This window comes from Streptomyces torulosus, from assembly GCF_001419765.1.
Classification (GTDB): Bacteria; Actinomycetota; Actinomycetes; order Streptomycetales; family Streptomycetaceae; genus Streptomyces; species Streptomyces torulosus.
This window is the reverse complement of record NZ_LIRK01000699.1, coordinates 1-4,122: the sequence shown is the minus strand read 5'-3', so window position 1 is coordinate 4,122 and position 4,122 is coordinate 1. Positions and strand designations below refer to the sequence as shown.

At 71.7% G+C, this 4,122-nt stretch carries 5 protein-coding genes; 2 read left to right on the top strand and 3 right to left on the bottom strand.

Annotated features, from left to right (window positions below):
- Positions 1-177 precede the first annotated feature (177 nt).
- A complete protein-coding gene (locus AOK23_RS37780) occupies positions 178-765 on the bottom strand; it encodes a hypothetical protein (RefSeq protein ID WP_055716994.1) in 588 nt (195 codons plus the stop codon).
- Positions 766-889: 124 nt separating this feature from the next.
- The gene (locus AOK23_RS48225; protein WP_157878270.1) at positions 890-1,054 is read right to left on the bottom strand and encodes a hypothetical protein; all 165 of its coding nucleotides are present in this window, start codon (positions 1,052-1,054) and stop codon (positions 890-892) included.
- A 132-nt stretch (positions 1,055-1,186) separates the two neighbouring features.
- On the opposite strand from AOK23_RS48225, the gene AOK23_RS37775 reads away from it, so the two are divergent.
- Together AOK23_RS37775 and AOK23_RS37770 are read left to right on the top strand one after the other, a co-directional pair.
- Positions 1,187-1,690, top strand: a complete 504-nt coding sequence (locus AOK23_RS37775) for a SigE family RNA polymerase sigma factor (protein WP_055716993.1) — start codon at positions 1,187-1,189, stop codon at positions 1,688-1,690.
- The gene (locus tag AOK23_RS37770) at positions 1,680-2,447 is read left to right on the top strand and encodes a L,D-transpeptidase family protein (RefSeq protein WP_055716992.1); all 768 of its coding nucleotides are present in this window, start codon (positions 1,680-1,682) and stop codon (positions 2,445-2,447) included. Before AOK23_RS37775 ends, AOK23_RS37770 begins: the two co-directional genes overlap by 11 nt.
- An 85-nt stretch (positions 2,448-2,532) precedes the next feature.
- On the opposite strand, the gene AOK23_RS37765 is transcribed toward AOK23_RS37770, so the two are convergent.
- Positions 2,533-3,723 carry a hypothetical protein gene (locus AOK23_RS37765; RefSeq protein WP_055716991.1) on the bottom strand — a complete coding sequence of 397 codons (1,191 nt, stop codon included), beginning with the start codon at positions 3,721-3,723 and terminating at the stop codon, positions 2,533-2,535.
- Positions 3,724-4,122: the final 399 nt, after the last annotated feature.

Below are 4,122 nucleotides of genomic sequence, written 5' to 3'. Positions count from 1 at the left end.
GCGGCGGTGGCGTACGCGGCGAAGTCGCCGTCCTCGGGCGATCCGGGTGTCTCGTGCGGCACGGACGACGGTCCTCGGGGTCGGGAACGTGGGGGAGCGCGCCGTGCGGGCGGGGAGTGGTCAGGTCCCGCGCCCGCACGGTCACGTGGGTGTCGGTGGCCCCGGCGGGGCGCTGGGTCAGACCCCCGGGATCCGGAGCTGGGAGTAGACCCGGCCCTTGGTGTCGTAGACGGTGACGCCGCGCAGGAAGTCCTCGCCGTTGTCGTCGGCGGGCAGCGGGGTGGTGGCGTACCAGACACCCCAGCCCGGCTTCCCGGCCAGCTCGATCAGCTTGCCGTGGACCGTGCCCTCGCTCGTCCTCACCTGGACGCGCGAGGCGGTGCCCTTGCCGCCGTAGTAGATCCCGGAGAGGTAGTAGACGCCCTCGTGGCCGCCCGCCTGGAGCGAGACGCCGGGCCGGCTCAGGTCGATGTTGCCGTCGACGACGCTGCGGAACTGCGGGAAGTCGGGCAGGTCGGGCTCTACCCAGTGCTTGCCCTCGGCGGTGAGCCACAGCTCGAAGCCGGGCGCGGCGACGACGTGCTCACCGGGCTTGACGATCTTCGGCGTCGGCGCCTTCCGCGCGGCGGCGGCCACCTCGGCCGCGACCGACGTGCCGTGCGCCGTCTCCCCCCGCGAGACGGCGTACGACAGCGTCGGCGCCCCCGCCAGCAGCGTGGTCAGCGCTGCGACGGCGACGTACTTGTGCATCCGTGCCATGGACATGAACGGACAACCCCCAGAGATGTGCCTTGTGGCTGTGTTGTTCTGACACCCCGTAAACCCCGGTGCCGCACGAGTCGGATGACACGCGGGACGAAAAAATTTCCGAACGGGGTTCCGGCGGTGTTCAGTGGTGCGTCGCGACGCTCAGGGCCGCGGGCAGCCGGCTCGGCCCCTCGTCCCGCACCCCCTCCCCGCTGCTCGAACAGCCCGCGAGCAGCAAGGCGCCCAGCGCGCCGGCGGCGAGCGTACGGGCGAGACGTCGGCGGATCCGTGCGGCTCCCAAGGTCATGGGCCCCCCTGTGATGAGTCCTGGGTGTGTTTCGATGTCGGGCGTACGTGGCGTACGTCCGGGACCTGTACGCACGAGGGGGGCGACCGGGTTGCACAGCGGCCCGACGGATTTGTCGATGACGGCGGGGACATGACCGAGGAAGAGTTCGACGCGTTCTACGCCACCGCGTTCCCCCGGCTGGCCGGCCAGCTCTTCGCCTTCACCGGGGACCACGGCGAGGCGCAGGACGTCGTGCAGGAGGCGTTCGTCCGGGCCTGGGACCGGCGGCGGGAGTTCCTCGCGGACGGGGCGCCCGAGGCGTGGATACGGACGGTGGCGATGCGGCTCGCGGTGAGCCGATGGCGGCGGGCGCGCCGCTGGCTGGAGCTGATGCGCCGCAATCCGCCCCCCGAGCACGCGCCCGGCCCCGAGCCGGAACGGGCGGTGCTGGTCGACGCGTTGCGCAGACTGCCGGAGGCGCAGCGGATGGCGGTCGTCCTGCACCATCTGTGCGATTTGAGTGTCGAGCAGGTAGCCTCCGAGACCGGTGCGCCCGTGGGCACCGTCAAGGCCAGGCTGTCCCGCGGCCGGGCGGCACTGGCACGCGAACTGGCCCCCGGCGAGGGCGAGAAGGAGCACGGCCGTGTCCGATGAACTCACCCGCCGCCTGCGGGAGTTGGCCGAAGGAGCCGAGGCGCCGCCGCGCCTGCCCGGCGCCGGGATCCGCGCCGCCGCCGGACGCCGCAGGCACCGCCGCCGGACGACCGCGTTCCTCGCCGGGGGCTGCGCGGCCGCGACCCTGGCCGCCGTCCTCACGGTGCACGTCACCGGCGAGGGCACCGGCCACGGCGCAGAACAGCGCTCCTCCCCGCTCGCCAGCCCCGGCCCCGACCGGTCCTCCGGCCGGGACGTCCCCTACGTCACGGTCGACCTGTCCCGCCAGGTCCTCACCACCGAGGGGCGTGAACTCCCCGTCTCGCTCGACACCACCGGGACGCCGACACCGACGGGTCTGATGACCGTCACCGGGAAGGAGACCGTCAGGCTGGTCTCCGGGGACACGGAGGCGTCCGCCGGCACCCGGTCGGTGCGCCTGCGCTGGGTCCTCGAACTGGCCCCGCTGGACAGGACGGACACCGCGCCCGGCGAGAAGCCGAAGCCCGGAACGGGGGCCTACATCGCCTCCGCCCTCACCGACGAGCAGGCCGCCCCCGGCGACGACGACACCACCACGGGCTGGATCACCCTGCGCCCCACCGACGCGGCCTGGCTCTACGAACAACTGCCGGAGGGCGCGGTGATCGAGATCATCGCCCGGTCGACACCGGCGACACCGGCGACACCGGCGGCACCGACGACCGTGAAGGCGACCCCGACGACCGCGAAAGTGACCCCGACCGCGACACCGTGACCCGGCGCCCCCTCCGACCGAGGGACGCGAAGAGGGGTGTGCCGGGCGCACGCGGCGCCCGGCACACCCCCTTGGCGGGACGATGTCAGAACTTGCCGTAGCGGCCGGTCAGGTCCGCCTCGGGGCAGGTCGCGGAGCCGATCAGGCACGCCGTGCTGCCGTGCTTACGGGTGTACACCTTGGTGACCTTGCCACCGTCGTAGATGTAGATGAAGTGGTTCGGGTACAGGCGGTGCTTGCCGGAGCGGATGGTCCAGTTGCCGCTCTTGGTCATGTTGATGGTGAACGCGCCGGACGCCGCGCCCTTCACCCCGCCGAGACCCTTGCAGAACGGGTTGGTGGCGTGGACGTTCATCCGGATGTCCACGGAGTTGCCGCTCCCGCCCAGCTTCTTCGCGTAGACGTTCTTGGCGCTGGCGGTCTTCTTCGCGACGAACTTGCTCGTCTTCTTCACATAGACCGTGGTGGGGTTGATGTGCTTGTTGGCCACCACCTTCTTGTCGCGCCACGTGATGGTGGCGTGCAGCGCGAAGCGGTACTTGCTGGACTTCCAGTTGAAGTCGCTGTGGTTGTCGCCGCCGAACTTGAAGTTCCGGCCGTAGTCACAGCCGGCCAGCGGCGCGTCCACGTACTTCTGCGGGATGAAGCCCACCCAGCTCAGCGTGGTCGTCGCGGCGGCCGCCGCGGCGGAGGCCCGCTCGACCGCGGCCGATCGCATCCCCGTCAGCGACGAGGACTCCGGCACGGCCACCTTCATGCCGTACAGCTGGGAGCCCTTCGCGCCGCCCTTCGGCAGGATCGGGATGATCTGGTACGTGTACTCGGCACCCGCCCGGACCGCCGTGTCGCGGAAGGAGGTCACGCCCGCGCCCAGGGTCGCGATGTCCTTGCCGTCACGGGCGACGACATAGCGGGCGCCGTCGGCGTAGCCCTTCCAGGACAGCTCCACGAAGCCCTTGCCGGCCGCCGCGGTGACACCCTGACGGGCCATCGAGGAGTCGACGACCGCCGTCTCGCCCGCCGCGGACTTCAGCACACCGAAGCCCTGCGCCTTCAGCTGCCTGCCCTGCGCGGAGTCCGCGGCGAAGCCGGAGACGTCCTTCAGACCGGTGTCGGCCTTCGCGGACAGCGCGGACGCGGAGAACGCCGCGGCGGCGGCCGGCCGCGCACCCGCCGTGTCCTGCCCGCCGAGCGCGTTCGCCTGGTAGGCGCCCGCGACAAGAGTGAGCGGAGCCACGGACAGAGCCGTTGCCTTCGCCAACCGGGAAAGCTGCATGTGTTCTTCTCCTTCGTCCACTGCGATGACGCCGGCGCCCGTGGGAGGGACAGCCTTCGGGTGTCTCGTGTCAGGCGCCTGTCATGACCCTAGGTAGGCGAGGTGACGGTGCGTAAGTGGCTCCTGGGGCAGTGCCCTTGAGGGCAGTGACCCGAAAGACAAGGCGCCGCGCCGGGGAACACCGCCGTCCGGCGCCCCTCACCCGTACGTCCCCCCTCCGCTGGTGGGCCGGACCGGGCGGTGCTGCGGTAGAGCCAAACGCCGTGTTCCCGAAAGGCTCCGCCATGCGCCGTCGTACGCGTCCTCGTGCGTCTCGTCGTACGCCCCGTACGTGCCGTGTCCTCGTCCCGCTCCTGGGCGCCGGGCTGCTCCTCGGCACGGCGCCCAGGAGCGGGACGA

What these genes read in the sequence shown, in the direction of transcription:
- AOK23_RS37780 (WP_055716994.1), bottom strand. Translation starts at nt 765, where the DNA reads ATGTCCATGGCACGGATGCACAAGTACGTCGCCGTCGCAGCGCTGACC.
- AOK23_RS48225 (WP_157878270.1), bottom strand. Translation starts at nt 1,054, where the DNA reads ATGACCTTGGGAGCCGCACGGATCCGCCGACGTCTCGCCCGTACGCTC.
- AOK23_RS37775 (WP_055716993.1), top strand. Translation starts at nt 1,187, where the DNA reads ATGACCGAGGAAGAGTTCGACGCGTTCTACGCCACCGCGTTCCCCCGG.
- AOK23_RS37765 (WP_055716991.1), bottom strand. Translation starts at nt 3,723, where the DNA reads ATGCAGCTTTCCCGGTTGGCGAAGGCAACGGCTCTGTCCGTGGCTCCG.